Source organism: Marinomonas gallaica (genome assembly GCF_049821165.1).
In the GTDB taxonomy this organism is placed as follows: Bacteria; Pseudomonadota; Gammaproteobacteria; order Pseudomonadales; family Marinomonadaceae; genus Marinomonas; species Marinomonas gallaica.
The window spans coordinates 3211759-3230670 of sequence record NZ_CP187511.1; the positions used below are offsets into that span (position 1 = coordinate 3211759).

Here is an 18912-nt window from a genome sequence, read left to right on the forward strand (position 1 = left end):
GTTAAAAGTTCTTCTTCAGGTCCATACCGGCATATAAATCCGCGACTTCCTCTTGGTAGCCATTGAACATTTCGGTTTCAATGACATTCGGAAAAAGCACACCACTCGGTAATCTTCGCTCTTCTTTTTGCGACCAACGAGGGTGATCAACTTCTGGGTTTACGTTGGCATAGAAGCCGTATTCATTCGGCGCTAGCATCATCCAGGTGGAAGTCGGCATCTTCTCAACAAAACGTATTTTGACGATGGATTTGATACTTTTAAAACCGTATTTCCACGGCAGTACGAGTCTTACTGGTGCACCATTTTGATTGGGTAAAATACTGCCATACATGCCGACACTGAGTAATGCTAGTGGATTCATAGCCTCGTCCATGCGCAAGCCTTCTCGGTAGGGCCAGTCAATTGAGCCACCTCGCTGTCCAGGCATTTGCTTAGGATCATGAAGCGTTTCAAAGTAAACATATTTCGCTTTAGAAGTAGGTTTGAATTTTTTGAGAACATCCGCCAGCGGTATGCCCACCCATGGGATCACCATTGACCACGCTTCAACACAGCGAAGGCGGTAAATCCGTTCTTCTAAAGCAGATTCTTTGATAATGTCATCTAAATCAAACACACCAGTAACCTCAGCTTCACCTTCAACGGTAATGCTCCATGGACGCGTCTCTAGCGAGCCTGATTTTTTTGCAGGATCATCCTTGCCATATCCAAATTCATAGAAGTTATTGTAGGACGTCGCCACATCATAAGGTGCAGGCGTTTCACCTTTGCCATAGGTCGTTTCAGCGATGTTTTGAAAAACGTTTTGCAGCGCTTGTGGCGGTGCTAAAGGATTGCCAGATTGCAGTGCTGCAAAGGCATTGCCAAAGCTTAATCCTAACGCAGCGCCTCCTGTGACTTTCATAAACTGGCGTCGGTTTAGATAAACCGACTGATCAGTGACCTCATTTTCAGAACAATCGGACCGTTTCTTATTTTTAATCAACATAGCACTTTCCTCTCTTGTTAACTGGATTGACTACCAAAGTACGTGCTTGTTCTACAAATATCTTAAACATCACATTTACGCCACATTCACAAGCTTATGAACCATCTTAGACGAGCAAAATGGCAAAAACGTTGCTCAAGTTTCATTCAACTCGGCCGCTAACAAAGCACAGATTCATTAAAGGGACTTTGAAGATGGCACATATATCAGTAACCGGTATGAGCAATATTAACGTGGCAATAACGCCTTACTCATCCCAACGATCTAGCCAATCTCAACTCAGCAATACCTCCTCTTCGGGGTTGCAAGACGCTTTAGTGGATCTAAACTCGTCGCTGGTTCAACAGAGTGAGAGTGATACCTTAGAAGAATCTTCCTTTTCACTGATTCGTCCAAAAGGCGATCCATTTAATCTGTACCAAGATAATCCCGAGCTTAAAGGAAAAGCAAAGGCTCTCGCTGAGCGCCTTGATGGCCCAATACACGAGGCTAATGCGGGGCAATTCTTCTATCACGACAGCATGCGCGATTTCCTTCATGCGGGTGTGTTGACCGACCCTGAATTTCTGGATATGGCGGAATCCATGAATGATGAGGCGTTGCAGGATTTAGCCGTTACGATCAAAGCAATGGTTCTGCCAGCGTCGGCAAATTACACAACTCATAACGAAGCCGACCGCTCTTATCAAAACAAAGTCGCTGAATTTATGGATGTTCTAAAAAGCAGTAACACTGCTGAGCGCAGCGCTATATTAGAACAATCAGCCAAATACGCAGGGCAAGTCGATGTCGACGCAGCCGCCAGTTTTACACAGAATGTCTTCGGCCAAAAGATCACTCAGATCAGGTTTGACCCTTATCGTAATGACACTTCCGCCAATAACCTACACAACTATGTCTCTGCTGTCGTCGCCACAGACGATCCTAGCGCTCTAACCGAGCAACTGGACCAGATGAATGATGAATCACAACGGGGCTTACTCAGCGCTTACGGTTTAGACACAGCCCTAGGCGACCGTTTGGCACAACTAGCGGGGCCAGAGGGCAACCAACTGCCCGACTCCCTACTTGGCGCATTAGGTGATATGGTCGACTCGGTCAAGGTTTTTGAGCTGACGTCTCAGGTCAAAAAAGACTTTGGTATTGCGTGGCATGGTAATGAAGCCTTGTTAAAAGATAATGAAGAAAGCCAGGGACGCGATTTTGCCTTGGACTCGGTGACCAGCATGATCAATATGTTGGAGCAATACGACTTTTCTGAAGAACAACTTGAAACGATGGGATCTGAGCTAAGCGGCTTATCGAACCCAGAAAAACGCGCTTACATTGAGATTACCACTATAGGGCTCGATGAGATGCTACAAGCCAAGGTGTCAGAGAATAGTAATAAAAAGAACCTTGATGAAGCGGTTGCTGTGGTGAGTGAGCTGCGTAATAACCAAGATGTTCTCTCATTGGTTAATGGTTCACGCTACCATGATGTCACTTTGATCGAACGTCCTGACATCGAAGAAGGCCAGACGGTTGTGGCATTAGAAGGCGCGGCTGTGTTTAAAAACCTCGACAGTGCGGTGAATCATTCAAGAATACTCTTAGGCGCCACCAAAGACCAAGCCAACATGGTTAACGGCCACTCGGTAAAAGGCCATGAATCGGAAAATATATACAGCGCTAAAACCTTCGACGAATACAAGCAAGATGTTGGCAATATGGTCAGCACGCTTGTAGCGTTTGAAAGCGCTCGAAGTGACAGCACCGCCAACGATAAAATGTCTCTTAACGCCTTCGCCGAGACCTTAGCGGACATGCACTCGGGTATTCGTGATGAAACTTTACAGCGTGTCAGCGATGAAATAGTGACGGACTCATTCCGCAATAAAATCACTGAAAACACACAGCTCGCGTTTTTATCTAACGTTGTGCAGCAAATGGCATTTGAAACACAGCGTGACTTCGAAGAGTCAGCAAACAGAAGTGTTTAACACGTTATGATAAGCGCTAGCCTGTTACCCTTCACAAATTAATTACCGCACTATAACGTCCAACTTTTTGAGTGGCAAAGTATGTGTTACGTAATACACTGGGGAAGGACTTAGACAAGTTATAAAGGATAAATAACCATGCGAAAATTACTGTTAGCAACCTGCTTCTCTTTAGCGCTTGTTGGTTGCTCTGACGATGAAGTGGGCGATGTGTCTCTGGGCATGTTTACCTTAAAAGATATTAAAATCTCGAAACTGACCGATGACAAAGTCCTCGGTGTCACCTGCCATATTGCCTCGATCGAAGCCAATTTGAGTTTTTCAGATCCTAGCGACAGTTCCATTGCCTGCCGTCAAACCGGTGAAATCACACCGGCGATGATCGCGACCATCGACAAAAGCTCATCGGGTGAAGTTGTCTTCCGAAAATCGAAAAGTATTTTCTTTAAAACAATGAAAGTACGACGTATTTACGATGCCGAGAATCAAACGCTGATGTACGTGTCGTATACGACAAAGGAAACTAACGGCAGCTTTAAGCACAGCTTGTCAACGGTACCATTGTGGGGGACTCAAGCGTACGTCGAGCCGCAAACATCTCGCTAGCATGACGCTACAAAAAAGCCCTTTAAACAATGTCTAAAGGGCTTTTTTAAGTACATTCATCTTCTTGAAGATTACAAGTTCATCGACTGACCATTCAGTGTCATTTCGCCTTTATCCATAAGAAAATTTGAGACATAGGCATCTTCACGTTCTTCTAACAAGCCTTGTGCTATAAGGCCACCGATCATTTGTTGCTGAGCGTCAGAAAGCATGCTGTCAAATTCTTCCTGCGTAATGTGACCCTGACTTAACATTGGCTCAAGTTGCGTCGCAATAAACGGCGATACCATGGCCTCTAAAAGTGGCTGATCTATAGTGAGCGACGCATCCGCTTTAATTAAAGGTAACCAAGCCTCAGGCCCTAACACAAGCGCTTTAACATCAGGGTTTTCACCCGCTTCGATATGGCTGTGAGCACCAAATGCAAATGCGTTACCACCATAGTGAGCGGTAAACTCAGTCACATTAAATTCAGGCTTTGGTTCTAAAAACAACGCAAGGTTATTCTTCAAAAACTCGACTAATTGCGACTGCTGCATGGTCGAGTCATTTGTCATTAGCCCATTCATAACGGCGTCATTATAACGACGTAAAAATTCAGTACTAATATGATTGAGCGCCATCGTTAACTTAATGTCTTCGACTTTACCAAAATCCGTTAGCGCCATCACATCCGTTGTCATTGTCATCGTCGTATCATTCAGCTCTTTTGAATCATCCAATGTGTTATGTGCCGAAGCCTGAATGTCCTCGATTGAAACAAGGTCTGCTAACTTGATACGTTCAATTTCAGCGTCCATGCTGTAACTGTATGAAGAGCCATTAAACAAATCTTCTAGAGGTGCATGAAAGATACTATTCACAGTGTAATTTTCGATTAACACAGGACTGTCACCTTTAAGCTCAATACGATCAATGCTCGCATCATGCTCTAATACACCAGACGAATAAGTGCCGTGTCCTTTATACCCATCAAATATCAGCGTTTCATTGTCCACTGAACGCGAGGCTTCAAATGCTGCTAGCTGATCTTTGTGGGTGAAGCCGCCGCCAAAGCCACGGACAATCTCTAACTGATAAAATGGCGAGTCTTTATTCCATTGGATAAAATCAGGCAGATTTTCGCCATCTACTTGAACCGTCGCTTGTGCGGCACCAAAACCGAAAGGCCCAGCAAAAAACAATGGCCCGTAAGCGGTCGTTATCTGCAGTGGCACTGTTACGAGACCATCTTCGCTATCAGTCAACTCGGCTAATTCAGGGTCAATCAAACTGATGTCGTATGACAATTTCGCAGTATAGTGAGATCGAAACCAACCATCTTCTTCAGGCTCAATGCTTAGCGCATAACCTGGGGTTTGATTAACTTGTTCCTGCCAAGCGCTAAAGTGCTGCTGTACCGTTGGCTTAATAAAAACAGGGGGGATAATCACTGCTGCCGCAACGACAACGGCCGATAAAACAAAAATAGGTTTTCTTTTCACGAAATTCCCTTTCTACAAATATTAAGTGGGTCACATTTACCATGGCAAAACCGTGGTTTGAACACTATCAAAAGGGGCATAAAGCAAACATCCTTTTAGGCCCCTCTGATAAAGCCTGCAAATCTACTACATTCTCGCATAACACCCCAAAACAACCGGCCGATCTTTACGTATCCATTACGCTTATCGCGTTATGCTTGCGAAAACAGTGTCATCTGCCGTTCACAAATGCTTTTATCATTCGACGTTGTGTTGATGATGCTTATAGCGTTGAAAATTTGGATGACAAAAGAAGAAACCTTTAAAGGCGGCTTTTCAACGCATTCACGATAGCAATAGCGCAGTGGGCGTCATTCGCGGCATAGAGAATTTGATGCTCGCGTAAAGGATAAGCTCCCCAATTTGAGCGTTGAGCACCTTTTCCTAAACGTGCCCCTAATACCATGGCAACAGCCGCACGAGCACCGATACTGTCTTTGTCTCCTGCAAGACGTTTCAATGTCATCGATAAATCTTTTGTATTGACGATATCGATATCGAGTTTATTACGCAGCTCTTTGTTATCGTCTTTGAGGCCAAACCCTACTTTTTGAATCTCGGGATTCGATAATAATGCTCTCGCAGCGTTTACCGCTGCAACAAATCTTGTGGGGAAAAGGAACGCCTCTGTTTCTGTCGCTAACTGAATAAGCGACGGGCCAGGGCTCACCTCACCTTTAACAAAAATAGGTTTGCTTTCCGTACCGTATCCTAGGCAGGTTTGATGCTGCAGAACCTGCAACGCATGGTCGGCCTCTTGCTCATTTTCAACGATCCAAATATTAGGCAAAGCTAAGCCAACATATAAAGGTAATTGACGAATTTGTTCCTTGGAGGGACGTTCCATACGATGTCTCTTTTCTTAAAATCAGAGGTTTATTCTGAGCCACGATCGACGTGAGTTAAACCCAGTCTTCTGGGTTTTATGACGCTTTAAGTTCGGTTAATAGGTTATTAATCTCAGCTTTTAGTTCTTTATCTATGATCTTATTACTGTGAACTTTAGCCTGCTCTAAGTATTCAATGGCCGCGGCATGATCACCCAATTCGACTTTTAAGCGTGCGGCAGACATACCAATTGAAGACAGGTAGTCCTTGGAGTTAATCGCTGCGGCTTTTGCCAGGGCCTTATCGTAGATGACGATCGCCTGCACCAAATCATCGGTAAAGTCGCCCAACGCTTCCCACTGGACAGGATGGTCCTTGTCCGTGCTCTCATTGTCATCGCACAGTTGTTTCAATTCTTGATAAAACGCATCGAACTCTGCTTGATTTTGGTTGTTCGCACTGGCCATTAATTCATTGGCTAGATACAAAACTTCTTTGTATATTTTTGTGTTCATCGGTTACTCAAAGACTATCGCCTTGTTAGGGCGTGGGGGTCGGCTTTCCAGCGTAAAGCTGCGCACTATACGGGCGTTGAGAGAGATTAATCAAGGAGTAATAAGTAAAAGCACAAAAAGCGTAATATGATAAGCCGCTCATCTGTTGCGGCACGTGATCAGTAAGCTACCCAATAAAGCACGGTTAATAGTTGATAGCTCAATTTTTTGACACCGACCACTAAACTCGTCACGATGCCCAAAATTTTAGACTCGAAGAGCAGTTACTTATGGCGAAACCGAATAAAAAGGGCCCAACGAAAACCGTCGATATCTTTTGCAAAAGCTGTGACACCGTTCTTTTTAAATACCGAAAAGGTGGCAAAGGGGCTTTAGTAAAGTGTTTTAAAGAACGCATTGTCGACGACTTCACAACGACGCCTTGCCATTGCCCAAAGTGCGAAAAAGAATTTGCTCGCGATACATTAGTACGCGGCACACCGGCATACAAGTTTATCGGCGGCAAGGTGTGGTTTAAGTAAGCACTTATTAGCGACTAAAGAAGCGTGACTGGGACATTGTATAAGAATGTTATGAAATGGCTTTTTTACGGTCATTTTGCGTAAATTAGCCGCAGCGTTTGGCATATTCGCGATAGATGATGGCAAGTAAAACACAGCTGATGATCGGAAACAGTAATGCCATGAACTGATATTTTACAAACAATAATGCGCCCAGTGTACCGCCTAATACAAAACCAATAATAATAAAGGCAAACAATTTCGCTTTGCGTTGGTCGAGGGGCTGCCCTCTAAGTAGCTTGCCTACCATGATGCCTAAATCCGTAAATATGCCCGTTACGTGTGTGGTTCTTACGATCGCCCCGCTATATGTGGTTGCTAAAGCATTCTGTAAACCACACGCAGCCGACGCAAAAAAATGCCCATAGAATGACCCAGAATATAACAACACCAAAGAAATAGATAAAAGGACGGCTTCTAGAAATAAGGCCGTATCATAGTGCCTACCTAGCTTTAGACTTGCCCCATGCAGTAAGAACCCAGACAGAATGGAGCCCAATAGAAACGCGAAAAGCACACCCACTAAATGAAGCGTTTTATGCAACGAAAAGCTCAACAAGCTTGTCCCTAACAATGTGGCCGTACCAGACAAATGAGACACGGATTGGTGCTCGAAGCTGAGTAAGCCAATCGCGTTAATAAAGCCGGCAACGAGCGCCAAAATAAAGGCCCCAACTTCCACCCACTTTGGTAGTTGTGAAATCACTTAGAGCACTCCCTATGGACTTACACTGGCTAAGTTTAATATCTCTTCATGTCAAAATAACTAAGTAAACAGGTACAGTGTAAATCCTAAATTAGCCGGCCACAATCTCTACCCCCAGTGACGCGATTTTGCTTTGTAAATACGGTGCCAAAGGCCGATCTGTAATGATGCAGTCAATGTCACTGAGGCGTGTCCAGACACAGCGCGATGAGCGTTCGAATTTGGTACTGTCGACCACTAAAATACGGTAATGACAATTATCGACTATGGCTTCTAGCGCGTTAATATCATCGTCCGTAAAGTCGTATAGAACGCCCTGTCTATCAATCGCGGAAACAGAAAACACCCCGACATCGGCTCGATACCGCTGAAAGAATTTCACTGCATCTGCACCAACAACATCCTGATCACGCTTGCGAACTCTGCCACCAGCCACGGTCAGCTCGCCATCCATATGTTGACTGATGATACGTGCTGCGTGCAAGTTAGGCGTCATTACGTGCAACCCCTGTTTTTGATGTAACACTTTTGCCAGCTCGGCCACGGTTGATCCTGACCCCAAAAATACCGATTGATGATCAGTGATGCGCTCTAAGCATTGCAGGGCGATGCTCTCTTTACCTGCTGCGTTGTGAATCTGTCGCTGGGTGAAGCTGATGTTTTCTCGGTTCGGAAATGGCACCACTTCCCCATGACTCCTAAGCACTAACCCCTTTTCATGTAATAAGCGAACATCACTTCTTATGGTTTGCACAGACACATCGAAAGCCGAAGCAATGGCTTGAATTGACTGACGCCCGTGCTGATTAATCCATTGAACAATGTCTAGCTGGCGGTGATTCATACAGCCTAACTCCTCAGCGATAAATAAAACGAAAGCCATTTCGCTCAAAACGAAAGTACATCGTCATCTTAATGTCAAAGTGTGGCGTTAGTGTTGCAGTACATCTTAACTAAGAAGGTATTTCACCCATGAAACAGCTCAATAAGATTCTTGTTACTGGTCTATTCGCAACACTCCCTGCTCTGGCCTCTGCCGAGACACTGATGCTGTACACTAGCCAGCCAAATAAAGATGCACAAATGACCGTCGATGCATTTGAAAAAGCTAATCCAGAGATTGAAGTTGAATGGGTCCGCGATGGCACAACAAAGCTAATGACTAAGCTGCGTGCGGAACTAAGCAGTGATGTAGTAAATCCAGATGTGTTATTAATCGCCGATAGCGTAACCATGGAATCCATGGCACAAGATGGTTACTTACTACCATACCTAAGCCCTAATCGCAGTCAGTACGACAGGTCGTTGTTTAACAAAGATGGCTACTACTACGGCACTAAGTTGATTACGTCTGGCATCGTACGCCACCAGCGTGCGCCCGAGACGCCGACAGACTGGTCTGACCTAACGAAGCCTGAATACAAAAATCAAGTGGCCATGCCAAGCCCTTTGTATTCAGGTGCTGCCTTAATTCACCTTGCGACACTGACCTCTGAACCAACTCTTGGTTGGGATTACTATGAAGCACTTCACAACAATAAAGCCATGGCACAAGGTGGCAACGGTAGCGTACTAAAAGCCGTGTCTTCGGGTACTAAGCCGTATGGTGTGATCGTGGATTTCCTTGCAATTCGTGAAGCACAAAAAGGGGCTCCACTAGAATTTATCTTTCCTAAAACAGGGGTCAGCATGGTGACTGAGCCGGTTGCCATTATGAAAGGAGCGAAAAACAAAGACGCCGCGAAGAAGTTCGTCGATTTTGTATTATCCAAACAAGGCCAGCAATTGGTACTCGATCAAGGCTACTTACCTGCTCGCTCTGATATGCCTGTGCCAAAAGGTTTTCCAGCACGTGAACAGATCAGGTTAATGGAGTTTAATGCCGCTCAAACACTAAAAGACAATGAGGCGAACAAACAACGCTTCAGTGATGTGTTCGAAGGGTAATTACAAATGTTGTTAAAGCAACCCGACAGCCAGCTACGCTGGCTGTCCATCTCTATATTTCTATTAATCGCATTGCTTAGCTTGCTGCCCAGTACACGCTTACTGATTGAGGCGCTCAAGGGTGTAAACGTTAGTATGCACTCACCTCTAAGTGACATATTGAGTAGCTCTCAAACATGGACGGCGATGGGGCACAGTTTTTACACATCAGGCATCGGTACTCTTATTGCAGTGGTATTAGGCGCTGGCTTTGCTTTCATTATCACCTTAACCAATATTCGTAGACGTGCGATTTGGGTGTTTCTATTCATGCTACCGATGATGATTCCTCCACAAGTGTCAGCACTCAGTTGGTTACAACTGTTTGGTCCAGCAAGCCCAATACTCAATACTTTTGGGCTTGCGCCTACATTGGGTAGCTCCAATCCGATGTACTCGGCTGAAGGCATTGCTTTGCTACTTGGAGTGCAAAATGCCCCGTTGGTATTTTTAGCCCTTCGGTCTCAGCTTTTGTGTTTACCACAAGACCTTATCGAAGCCGCGAAAATCGCCCGCGCTTCACAGCTGACCATTTGGCTAACGATTATTTTACCTCTTACACGCGGTGCTCTGATCGCAGGTGCTGCCCTTGCATTTGTGTCATCACTGGGTAATTTTGGCATTCCTGCCATGCTGGGAATTCCAGTGAATTACTTAGTGTTGCCAACGCTTATTTATCAGAAAATGGCGGGCTTCGGGCAAAGTATGCTGGGCGAAGTAGCCAGTCTTTCTATGTTGATTTCGGTCTTGGTACTGGGTGGCATGGTGGTCCAACAATGGCTTCAACAGCGCAGTCAATATGCATTAGCTGGCCAAAGCACTCAGCCGATTTCTTTTCGTTTAGGTAAATGGCGTACATTAACTGAAATCAGTATAGGCACAGTGTTGCTGTTTATTCTGATCATTCCGTGTATTGCCTTAATCGTCAGTTCCTTTGTGCCTGCACTGGGCATGCCGTTAAACAGCCAAACTTTTACGTTGTCCGCTTACATAGAGATGTTGTCAAATCAAGGCGTAACTGCACGTGCATTCAGCAACAGTTTACTGCTCGCTGGTGGCGCATCAATCGTACTGATGGTGATCTGTTTACCACTTGGTTACATCCTATTAAAGCTCCCACTAAAAACACGCATATTGGTCACTAGTTTGATAGAAGTACCGTACGCGATCCCCGGTATTGTTTTAGCCATCGCCTTTATCTTGCTGTTTGCACGCCCGATTCCGATTCTGGATATCACCCTCTACGGTTCGATGAGCATTATCTTCTTGGCGTATTTATCCTGTTTCTTAAGTGTATGTTTAAAGCCTATATTCAGCGCTATGTCGCAAATTGACACGGCACTTGAAGAAGCCGCGCAAATGACGGGAGCCAATGCACTACAGCGTCTTCTACACATTATTTTGCCACTCACTGCCCCCGCTTTCTTCGCAGGCGCCTTACTGGTCTTTTTGATCGCAGTGAATGAATTAACGGTGTCAGCTCTTTTGTGGAGCGCAGGGAACGAAACGCTAGGTGTATTGATTTTCAATTTAGATGAAAGCGGCGATACAGTGCTCGCGTCCGCGATTTCAGTGTTAGTTGTATTACTTGTGGCCACCTTAATGATGCTTTTAAGCATTCTTGCGCCACGCTTACCAAAAGGGGTAATCCCATGGCACGACTCAGTTTAAATCATGTCAGCAAATCCTTCGTCGAGAAAACAGTCATAGATGATCTATCACTAGATATTGAGCCGGGCCAGTTTGTTGCTTTGTTAGGACCCAGTGGCTGTGGAAAATCGACTATTTTAAGAATGCTGGCAGGCTTTGAAAGCATCACTCTTGGCAACATTCAGCATGGAGAAATGTGTTTATCCAGCGAAACGACGCATGTCCCAACGGAAGCGCGTAATTTTGGAATGGTCTTTCAATCCTATGCATTATGGCCACACATGACGGTATTAGAAAACATTGGCTATCCCTTAAAAATACAAAAGGTTTCTCGCAACGAACGCCAACAACGCATTCAAAATGTATTGGATATCGTGCAGCTCGATGACTTTAAAGATCGTTTCCCTAGCCAACTTAGTGGTGGACAGCGTCAACGCGTGGCGTTAGCACGTAGCTTAATTACCGAACCGGACGTCATCCTGTTTGATGAACCCTTGGCGAACTTGGATCGTCACTTACGTGACAGCATGGAAATGACCTTTCGTGACTTTCATCGACGTACCGGAGCCACCATGGTGTACGTAACTCATGATCAGGCCGAAGCCATGGCACTGGCCGACAAAATTGCCGTATTAAAAGAGGGGCAGCTGATGCAATGGAGTACACCTGAAGACTTGTATTTGAGGCCAGAAAGCGAATGGGTGGCCAATTTTATTGGCCAAGGTTCAATTCTTCGATCACCGCCGGTTGTGCCTCTGCAACGCCTTAATCAAGCTGACATTGAAGGATTACTACAGCGTCTAGATGAGCATTCAGATTCAGGCCGATTATTGGTCCGCCCCCAGCACGTAGACTTGAATACTACGAGTAATGGTCTGATCGGCACCGTTAAAGAGAGCATTTTTCGAGGTGAACGCTATGACATTTATCTCGTACTTACGAACGGTGACCTTTTACATGCCTATCACCCTACACCATTGAAGATTGGACAGACTTGTCAAATCACTCTTTCTCAAGCTTGGACTCTCACTCCTAATCATGAAGACTAATGTATCAATATTAAGCGGCTTTAACCGAAAAGCGGCGGCGGCGATTTTGGTAAGCACCTATGACCATACCCACCAACCTGTTAGGTTGTTATTAGATGCTGGTGGCAACTTAGAAGGCTTTGACGACAAGGGCTGGGAGATTCCAACTGACTTAGATGCCGTGCTGATCAGTCACGATCACCATGATCACATCGGTGGACTAAAAGATTTGCCGCAGAGTGTTCCAGTGTTTGCAACAGAGCAAGTGCAAGCCTATCTACCAAAACACTTAGATTTACGTGTACTACCTCATTCCGGCCAAACGTGCGTCGCAGGTATCACAGTCACTACCGGCGGCGCTGGACACTCCTATGGTGGTGTATGGATCCACCTCGAAGTAGCCGATGGTATTTTCTACAGTGGCGATTTCTGCGCAGAATCCGAGCTGTTCCCCTTTGAGCAACCGCCACCGGCAAAAACCGCCCTGTTGGACGCGTCTTATGGCTTGTACGATCGCTTTCAAACGCAAGCCAAACAAGACATTCTTAATGCTTTATCAAATGACAAACCAAATTTAATGCCTGTCCCTCAAAGTGGTAGAGCATTGGAAATGGCACTGTGGTTTGATTCGCAGAACCTCCATGACTGGGTGCTAGGTTCTGATTGCCTTCAGCCAACTGACATCTTAAAGACTTCAGATACATTGATTTGTTCAGCACTGAGTCATCAAGCAAAAATGATTTGTGATCGAGATTTTCGTGATGATGCACATATTATTCTATGCGGTGATCCTGAAGGATTTTCAGGCGACGCAGGACGGCTTTTGCAACAGACAGAGCGTTACAATGTCATCTACACAGGGCACTTGCCTGCGCATGCGCGATCCGCAGTTGCCAATAATACGGCACATTTTGTTCGCTGGAATGTCCACCCAACCACAACCCATTTAGCTCTGCTAATAGAGCAACTTCAATGTAATCGGTGCGTTCCCCTCTTTTGCCCGCTGGATGAGATTTCACTCTGGCGTCAGTCCTTGGGCAATTGCATTTTAACCACGTCTCAACTGGAACTTTAACCATGCAACTGATCAAGAAACCTTTTGTTTTTGCTCGGCACGCCCAGAGTTCTGACAATGCAGCGGGCAAAATAGGCGGCTCTACCGATAGCCCGCTTTCTAATCTAGGTGTTTTGCAAGCAAAAGCCGCTCGTCCCTATCTAGACCGACCTTGGTCGGCTATCTATACCAGTGATCTAATGCGCACCATACAAACGGCCGAACTAGCCTCACCTAGACATACACTGACTCAGATGACAGAACTACGAGAGCGACATTGGGGCGTTTTTGAAGGTCAACCTATTATGGATGATATGAATTACTTTGAAACGCCACCTGAAGGCGAGCCGTGGAGTGACTTTTTAGAACGCACGGTCAACGCTGTTAATACGATATTACTCGCGCATGAAGCGCCTTTAATCATCGCCCACTCTGGTATCTATCGCGCCCTTCAACATGTTATTTCTGGATCGCCTTATGGTCCCAGAATTGGCAACGCCGATCCCGTGCTTATAACACCCAACACTAACACCTCCCATGGCTGGGACATTATTCCATTTAAAGGACAGCTTTTATGAAACACAGCGCAGTCATTGTCGATCTAGACGGCACTCTCGCCCAATTTAACCCCGAAGAGGTCAAACATTGGGTTTTGGGCAAAGAAAAACACTGGGACCCTTTCTTCGAGTACATGCAAAATGCCCCAGTAATAGAAAACGTACTCAAGTTGGTCAACATCTTAAAAGCCAGTGGGGAAAAAGTGCTTATCTGCTCAGGCCGACCAGCGTCGCATCAGCAACATTCAGAACAATGGATGTTAGAAAACAACATACCATTTGATGGCGTTTACCTTCGCCCAATGAATGCTGATCATTTGCCAGATGAAATAGTAAAGCAGCAATTACTTGAACGTATTCATGCCGATGGGTTTACGCCTTGGTTAGTATTGGATGATCGAGATGCAGTCGTCGCTCAATGGCGCAAACTTGGGTTAACCTGTTTACAGTGTGCACCAGGGGATTTTTGATATTAACAGCGTGTGGGCAGCCAGATATCTAGGCCGCCCACACGCTGTTAAGTTTATTAACGACAAGGTGGGGGTTAGGTAAGCACCTTAGTCTTCATGCTGTAACTGTCGCAACAAGCGTAGCGCAAATACAAGCAAGACCATTACGGCCAGCACCAACGTGATCCAAAACAAAACATCCGTCCAGTGAGTTAAGGATTCAGAGTGATCAGGCCGCGCGACACGATCCAGCTTAATCAAATCTGCGTTGATCCAATCTACTTGCTGTCTCTTCATTACCTGCGTAAATACCTTAGCGGATGCGCGCTCAGCAGGTACCTCTGCAACGACGGCCACTTGATAAGGTTGATGGTTATTGGCAATAAATTGGACGGTTTGTGAAGGATATTGAAACATCAATTCAGGTTCAGCTGAGCGGCTCAGGTTCGGGTTAAACTCGACACGCCAATAAGGATCAGTATTCGGTGATAGGTTCATCGCTTCGCTGTGTTGCCACGTATCACCTACTTTTGCGTTAAACCAAACACCGTTGAACCGCAGCCGCCAGTCGCTGTTAGTACGACTACGAGAGTATATTCGCACTGTGTCACCGTGCGCTGTTTGGCCTAGATTGATGTTGAGTGCTTGCACTGGCGCCTTATCGTCGCGTTGATATTCCCAAGCAGAGACTGGATTATCACCGTTCGCAATGGAACGCTGTTTCTCAGCAAGACGCCCTTGAAGCTGCCAATGCTGATAAGAGGCTGGCTCAATCGAATGCGGCTGATAACCCAACACTTCGGTCAGTTGAATATTTCGATGTTCGGGAAAATCAATTCGTAGGTACTGGTAACGCTGCGCAGCAAGATTAACCTCAACTTTGTTACGCAATAACGCCTGACCCTCTTTGTTTAGCTTTACTAAAGTATCTTGGGTGACGGTCGTCCAGCTGACTAAGTCATTACTGCCACTTAAAGTAACCGGTAAATACTGGCTTGACGTATCCGCCACCCACTCTAACGCTACGCTTTGCAGTGCTTGCGCTCTTTCACTCAAATCAATCAGATAAAATGGTTCTTCCGAGCTTTGCTCATGACCTTGTTCCATTGATATCGCAATCACACCTTTCTCTATTTGTAACTGCGTATTGCCTTTTAGACTGTCGCTCGGCACGTAATCGGTCGAAACTTGGAAAAACGCCAATGCAACCGAATCGCTTTCTTGGCGCTTCGATTGAGTACTTTTCACTATCTTCGAAGGCAGTGCGTTGCCATCACGATCCAGTACCACCACATCCGTAAGCTGGCTGCTATTGGAGTAGCGATAAATACTGTGCGGCAGTGTTGCTTGTAGGTAGACGCCTGCCACGTCTTGCACTTCATAAATAGCCGTAACAGACATTTGCTCTTTTGCTCGTGTCGTTTGGCTAGCAAAGGCAAACGTCATAAGCACCATCAAAAGCCCCGCGGATAAACGCTTTTTAATCACACTACTCATGCCTGCTCTTCCTTTGTTTCTGCCGTGGTATCAGAAGCATTACGGCTTGGAATAGGTGACAGATAACCAATAAGCAACATTAAGCCTCCAACGACCATAAAGGAAATAATACGAGCCAAGTTACCCGTTCCGGTTAGGTCTTTGGTAAACAGTTTCAGCAGCACAAGCCCCAATAACGAGGCCCCAAGTATCCATAGTTTTCGATTCTGTAGGCGGCGGGAAGCATTCATAATCACCAACGCACACAAACTCCAAAGAATAGAGAGCGCCATATGGACCGTGCTTGACTGCCAAAGATCGTTTGCGTTGTAAGGCGTACTGTCATAATGGTGCATCGTGCGCAGTACCAAAATATTGAGCCAGATAAAGCCTAGTATCGCAGGCGCTCCGATACGATAGACTCGATCAACGTAAGCGAGCCCCAGTACATTATGCTTAAACAAATAACCCAGCAGCACGACCACAGCCAACTGCATCAAGTCCAGCGGGTTCAATAAGGGTAAATAGAAAAATCCACTTTCACCAGCGTCAAGGCTCGCCGCCACAAACCAAAAACCTGTTAATGCGATAAGCGGAATCGGTACCCTATCTTTGTATTCAACCAGATACGTTTGGAACGGCCAGTATGTTCGTTTTAAGACGGTCATCAACGCCACTAAGGGCCCTGTAAAAGCAATGAACCAAAGCCCTAGCGTCAATATAGGGTGCCAACTCATTTCTTGTTGCCACCACTGCAGTTCCCAGTATGCCGTACCTAGCAGCAGCCATGCTGTAAGCACATGCCAATGTTGAGTCAGCTTTGATTCAATGGTTGCTTTAACGCCCTCTTCTCGGCATTCACGTTGCAACCAAAGAAAGCGGTATTGCACGACAGCAAACACGCACAACGCTAACCAACCTAAATTCGCCAAAGGGTGCATTGAGCTTAGGCCTGCCCACCACACCAGCGCGAAACCGCTTATCCAAAGCGTCACCAGTGGCAACAGACTGTAGGTCGCGCGCAACAAATGAGGCCAGCGTAAACGGCCACTCAGCACCATGACACCCAGCATAGACAAAGATATAAAGACGATAATTGCAGCAAACACCCAATGCTCAGGTAGACGTGTTAACAACTCTAATAAGCCAAACATCATCCACCAAGTAAGCCCCATGACGATGCCCACCCATTCAAGGTATCGCTCTTGAAGCGAAACAGACTGACCTTGACGCTGTAGCACTAAAGCGATCGCTAATGCCGATACCGCCAAAATCAATAAGCCAATACCATTGTCTGCAAAAATTGCCAATAAATCGGCATGGAAATTAGCATCAAACTGCAATGAAATCATACCTAACAAATACATCGCATAACCGGCAACACGTGGTAATAAGCGTTTTTGTCGAGCACCAATCCATACTAAACCCGCTGCCTCAATACACCATGTAGCAGATGTCCAACTCGCATCCAATGCCAGTGGTACCGCCAATGTGACAAACACTGCACCGATTGCAATAAACGATTCAATCAATAAACGATGAGTCTCTGGGTATCTCTTCCATAACATGCTGGCAAGCGCGATGTAGACAGCCGACAACAGCAATGCGCTGATCGCCAAGCCGTATTCAGTCTGCTCTAGCAGCATGGTTTGTAAACCGAAAGCGACGATGGGCAAGCCGAAAACCAGGCTGCCATCAACAAGGCCTTTCAGATTTGGCGGCTGCTTCATCGAAAACAATACTGAGATCGTTAAATACAACGCAAAAAAGGCGAGTAAAAATGGCTGGGTGGTAACGTAAAGATCCGGTTCATAACTCAGTACGCTCCAAGTCGACGTAATAACAAAGGTAAATATGAAACCGACCCAGTTCAGCAGGCGCCACGACTTGAACCACGCGATGGTCAGTACACCCATGTTTAAAATTAAATAGAAACTAAACAATCCGACGTGGCTACCAGTGCCGTCGGACGTCAGAATTGGTGCCAAAAAGCCGCCCGCAGTCGCCATCAACGCCAATATTTGTGCGTTTTGTAAGACCGCTAGAGCGGCGCCAAGCAAGACAATGACAAACATTAAGCCAAAGGCAAGGCTGGTCGGCATCAAGGTATACAATTTTCCAGCCGCGAATAGTGTGAGATAGAGTGCGGCAATACCACCGCCCTGCAATATCAAACCATAACCATTATGTCGGGTTCGAGTTTTCCAACCTAAACCCAGCAAGCCAATCGCGACTAACGCAATGACAGTCAAACGTAACTCGATAGGAAACAGGCCTGCACCAGAAGCGTACTTCGCTAAAAAGCTAAGTCCAAAGAACAACACCAGCATGCCCACGCGAACAACAGGGTTTCCCTGAAAAAAGAAATCGCGCACTTTTTCACTCGCTTTCGTGAACAAGCTTGGCGCTTTAGAGTTACTATCATAAACATCAAAGGTAGAGGCCGATGTCTCATTCCAGTCCGACTCTTTATAGGTTTTTGGCGTTTTGTCTGCGACTGAACTAGCAAATGTATCAGGTTTCAGATCAGAAGAGGACGTGAAGGTCATAACAGGCACAGTGTCATCGGCAACAGATTTATTGTCGGAAGCTGTGCTGTCTTGGGTGACCGTTTCAGACGTAGTCTGCGTTATTAATGAATGTAAGCGCGTCACTTCGCGCTCCAACCCTTTGACTTGAATTGAAAAAATCCAAGCCTGACCGAGCAAGAACCCTACGATGCCACCGATCAACCCTCCAAAGAAATCTTGAGAGCAAACCGCGCCTAGGACCAATCCCGCTAAGGCTAAGGCCACTTTCTTATTCATCTACACGACTCCTTCGCTTTCCCTTAGAGTAAGGAAAATCCATGACGCAAAATTTGAAGCGCACAAAGTAGCACAGTGCACAAGTAAGCTCTACAAAACGATCACTATCTTATAAATACCTTACAATCCCCCATCCATTGGACCACTCATGACTCATTCACCCGGTGGCAGAGAACGCCTTTTCTATTACCATG

At 45.8% G+C, this 18912-nt stretch carries 17 protein-coding genes; 9 read left to right on the forward strand and 8 right to left on the reverse strand.

The window, feature by feature from the left end; translation table 11 throughout:
- Nucleotide 1: 1 nt before the first annotated feature.
- On the reverse strand, nucleotides 2–991 hold the full coding sequence (gene msrP / locus ACPUEK_RS15135; RefSeq protein ID WP_425641277.1) for a protein-methionine-sulfoxide reductase catalytic subunit MsrP: 990 nt from the start codon (nucleotides 989–991) through the stop codon (nucleotides 2–4).
- Nucleotides 992–1185: 194 nt separating this feature from the next.
- Here msrP and ACPUEK_RS15140 point away from each other — a divergent pair, with 194 nt between their 5' ends.
- The gene (locus ACPUEK_RS15140) at nucleotides 1186–2973 is read left to right on the forward strand and encodes a hypothetical protein (RefSeq protein WP_425641279.1); all 1788 of its coding nucleotides are present in this window, start codon (nucleotides 1186–1188) and stop codon (nucleotides 2971–2973) included.
- 138 nt (nucleotides 2974–3111) lie between these two features.
- Nucleotides 3112–3579: a CreA family protein gene (locus tag ACPUEK_RS15145; protein ID WP_067035824.1), complete on the forward strand. Its 468-nt coding sequence runs from the start codon at nucleotides 3112–3114 to the stop codon at nucleotides 3577–3579.
- Nucleotides 3580–3650: 71 nt separating this feature from the next.
- Here ACPUEK_RS15145 and ACPUEK_RS15150 read toward each other — a convergent pair whose 3' ends face one another.
- The 3 genes from ACPUEK_RS15150 to ACPUEK_RS15160 all read right to left on the reverse strand — a co-directional run bounded on the left by ACPUEK_RS15150 (nucleotide 3651) and on the right by ACPUEK_RS15160 (nucleotide 6445).
- Nucleotides 3651–5063: a DUF945 family protein gene (locus tag ACPUEK_RS15150; protein WP_425641281.1), complete on the reverse strand. Its 1413-nt coding sequence runs from the start codon at nucleotides 5061–5063 to the stop codon at nucleotides 3651–3653.
- Between the two features lie 301 nt (nucleotides 5064–5364).
- Nucleotides 5365–5949 (reverse strand): 3'-5' exonuclease, encoded by a 585-nt coding sequence (locus ACPUEK_RS15155; protein ID WP_425641283.1) that lies wholly within the window; start codon nucleotides 5947–5949, stop codon nucleotides 5365–5367.
- A gap of 76 nt (nucleotides 5950–6025) precedes the next feature.
- Complete coding sequence (locus ACPUEK_RS15160; RefSeq protein WP_425641285.1) at nucleotides 6026–6445, reverse strand: tetratricopeptide repeat protein; 420 nt, start codon at nucleotides 6443–6445, stop codon at nucleotides 6026–6028.
- Nucleotides 6446–6714: 269 nt separating this feature from the next.
- Here ACPUEK_RS15160 and ACPUEK_RS15165 point away from each other — a divergent pair, with 269 nt between their 5' ends.
- A complete protein-coding gene (locus ACPUEK_RS15165) occupies nucleotides 6715–6966 on the forward strand; it encodes a hypothetical protein (protein ID WP_067220829.1) in 252 nt (83 codons plus the stop codon).
- Nucleotides 6967–7051: 85 nt separating this feature from the next.
- On the opposite strand, the gene ACPUEK_RS15170 is transcribed toward ACPUEK_RS15165, so the two are convergent.
- On the reverse strand, nucleotides 7052–7711 hold the full coding sequence (locus tag ACPUEK_RS15170) for a YoaK family protein (protein WP_425641287.1): 660 nt from the start codon (nucleotides 7709–7711) through the stop codon (nucleotides 7052–7054).
- 91 nt (nucleotides 7712–7802) lie between these two features.
- Nucleotides 7803–8555, reverse strand: a complete 753-nt coding sequence (locus ACPUEK_RS15175) for a DeoR/GlpR family DNA-binding transcription regulator (RefSeq protein WP_425641289.1) — start codon at nucleotides 8553–8555, stop codon at nucleotides 7803–7805.
- A 128-nt stretch (nucleotides 8556–8683) separates the two neighbouring features.
- On the opposite strand from ACPUEK_RS15175, the gene ACPUEK_RS15180 reads away from it, so the two are divergent.
- The 6 genes from ACPUEK_RS15180 to ACPUEK_RS15205 are packed head-to-tail and all read left to right on the forward strand — an operon-like array spanning nucleotide 8684 to nucleotide 14456.
- Complete coding sequence (locus ACPUEK_RS15180) at nucleotides 8684–9658, forward strand: ABC transporter substrate-binding protein (RefSeq protein WP_425641290.1); 975 nt, start codon at nucleotides 8684–8686, stop codon at nucleotides 9656–9658.
- Nucleotides 9659–9664: 6 nt separating this feature from the next.
- Nucleotides 9665–11368: an ABC transporter permease gene (locus tag ACPUEK_RS15185; protein WP_425641292.1), complete on the forward strand. Its 1704-nt coding sequence runs from the start codon at nucleotides 9665–9667 to the stop codon at nucleotides 11366–11368.
- A complete protein-coding gene (locus ACPUEK_RS15190; RefSeq protein ID WP_067035795.1) occupies nucleotides 11350–12396 on the forward strand; it encodes an ABC transporter ATP-binding protein in 1047 nt (348 codons plus the stop codon). Before ACPUEK_RS15185 ends, ACPUEK_RS15190 begins: the two co-directional genes overlap by 19 nt.
- On the forward strand, nucleotides 12386–13450 hold the full coding sequence (locus ACPUEK_RS15195; RefSeq protein ID WP_425641294.1) for an MBL fold metallo-hydrolase: 1065 nt from the start codon (nucleotides 12386–12388) through the stop codon (nucleotides 13448–13450). Before ACPUEK_RS15190 ends, ACPUEK_RS15195 begins: the two co-directional genes overlap by 11 nt.
- 2 nt (nucleotides 13451–13452) lie before the next feature.
- Nucleotides 13453–14007, forward strand: a complete 555-nt coding sequence (locus ACPUEK_RS15200; RefSeq protein ID WP_425641296.1) for a histidine phosphatase family protein — start codon at nucleotides 13453–13455, stop codon at nucleotides 14005–14007.
- Nucleotides 14004–14456: a polynucleotide kinase gene (locus ACPUEK_RS15205; protein WP_425641298.1), complete on the forward strand. Its 453-nt coding sequence runs from the start codon at nucleotides 14004–14006 to the stop codon at nucleotides 14454–14456. Before ACPUEK_RS15200 ends, ACPUEK_RS15205 begins: the two co-directional genes overlap by 4 nt.
- 87 nt (nucleotides 14457–14543) lie before the next feature.
- Here the strand turns inward: ACPUEK_RS15205 and ACPUEK_RS15210 are convergent, their stop codons facing one another.
- Together ACPUEK_RS15210 and ACPUEK_RS15215 are read right to left on the reverse strand one after the other, a co-directional pair.
- Entirely contained in the window at nucleotides 14544–15932 is a 1389-nt protein-coding gene (locus ACPUEK_RS15210) for a DUF3999 family protein (RefSeq protein ID WP_425641299.1), read from the reverse strand.
- A complete protein-coding gene (locus tag ACPUEK_RS15215) occupies nucleotides 15929–18718 on the reverse strand; it encodes a DUF2339 domain-containing protein (protein WP_425641300.1) in 2790 nt (929 codons plus the stop codon). Before ACPUEK_RS15215 ends, ACPUEK_RS15210 begins: the two co-directional genes overlap by 4 nt.
- Between the last annotated feature and the right edge of the window lie 194 nt (nucleotides 18719–18912).